The 672-nt window shown below is 42.9% G+C and carries 2 protein-coding genes; both read right to left on the bottom strand.

Annotated features, from left to right (window positions below; genetic code table 11):
• On the bottom strand, positions 1-344 hold a 344-nt coding region (locus ACF8ML_RS18415; RefSeq protein ID WP_392407600.1), incomplete at its 3' end, for a hypothetical protein.
• Positions 329-672, bottom strand: a 344-nt coding sequence (locus tag ACF8ML_RS18410) for a hypothetical protein (protein ID WP_392407599.1), incomplete at its 5' end; no start/stop codon positions are given. The genes ACF8ML_RS18415 and ACF8ML_RS18410, both read right to left, overlap by 16 nt.

Genomic DNA, 672 nt, shown 5'->3' with positions numbered 1-672 from the left:
CTTAGATCAATGTTGGAATGGCTGTCTTCCGAGAAACTAATTACACTGCCCTGACCAGCCTCGTCTGTTGGTGACCCGCGTACTCTGCCATTAATGAAATCTCTTAATTTTCTTTGTACAAAGTCGTGAACTACACAGTGATTCCCCCTCCCTCTGACATACTCAACAATAGGATGAAAGCCACCTCGATATTTGACGGGACTGCAGCCATCTGGCAATGGACCTTTGTCGCTGGGGGGATGGCGACTTTCCGCCCATTCTTCCCAAGTCATGCCTTGGGAGAGTCCGGAAGATAAAATTGCCAAGATGAATATCAGTGATTTAGTTTTCATACTGGTTTGCATATGATACTCCTGGGTAAGCAGACACCTGGATATTTTTCTTCTTGCCCAACGAGCCCTCCAAGAAATTTTTCCCGATTAGAGTTGGCTTGTCTTTCACTGTAAGCTCCAGACTCTGCATCTTTAAGGTTAATTTTCATTGATTCAACTAATCCTTCCTTTTGATCTTTCTTTGTCGGTTTTAGCTTGCCATCATTTATCCAGGCTTTGATGGTATCTTCTAGTAGATTAAATTTATTTGGTGAATTTCTTCCAGTCTCTCGAATAGCATTAAATCTCTCCAGCACTTTTTCTATCTCTTTAAAACTGACCGCCGGCTTAGCCCCATACC

The organism is Delftia sp. WSY_10, assembly GCF_043104705.1.
In the GTDB taxonomy this organism is placed as follows: domain Bacteria; phylum Pseudomonadota; class Gammaproteobacteria; order Burkholderiales; family Burkholderiaceae_C; genus Comamonas; species Comamonas tsuruhatensis.
The sequence above is the reverse complement of the archived record's forward strand: the minus strand, read 5'-3'. Positions and strand labels throughout refer to the sequence as shown.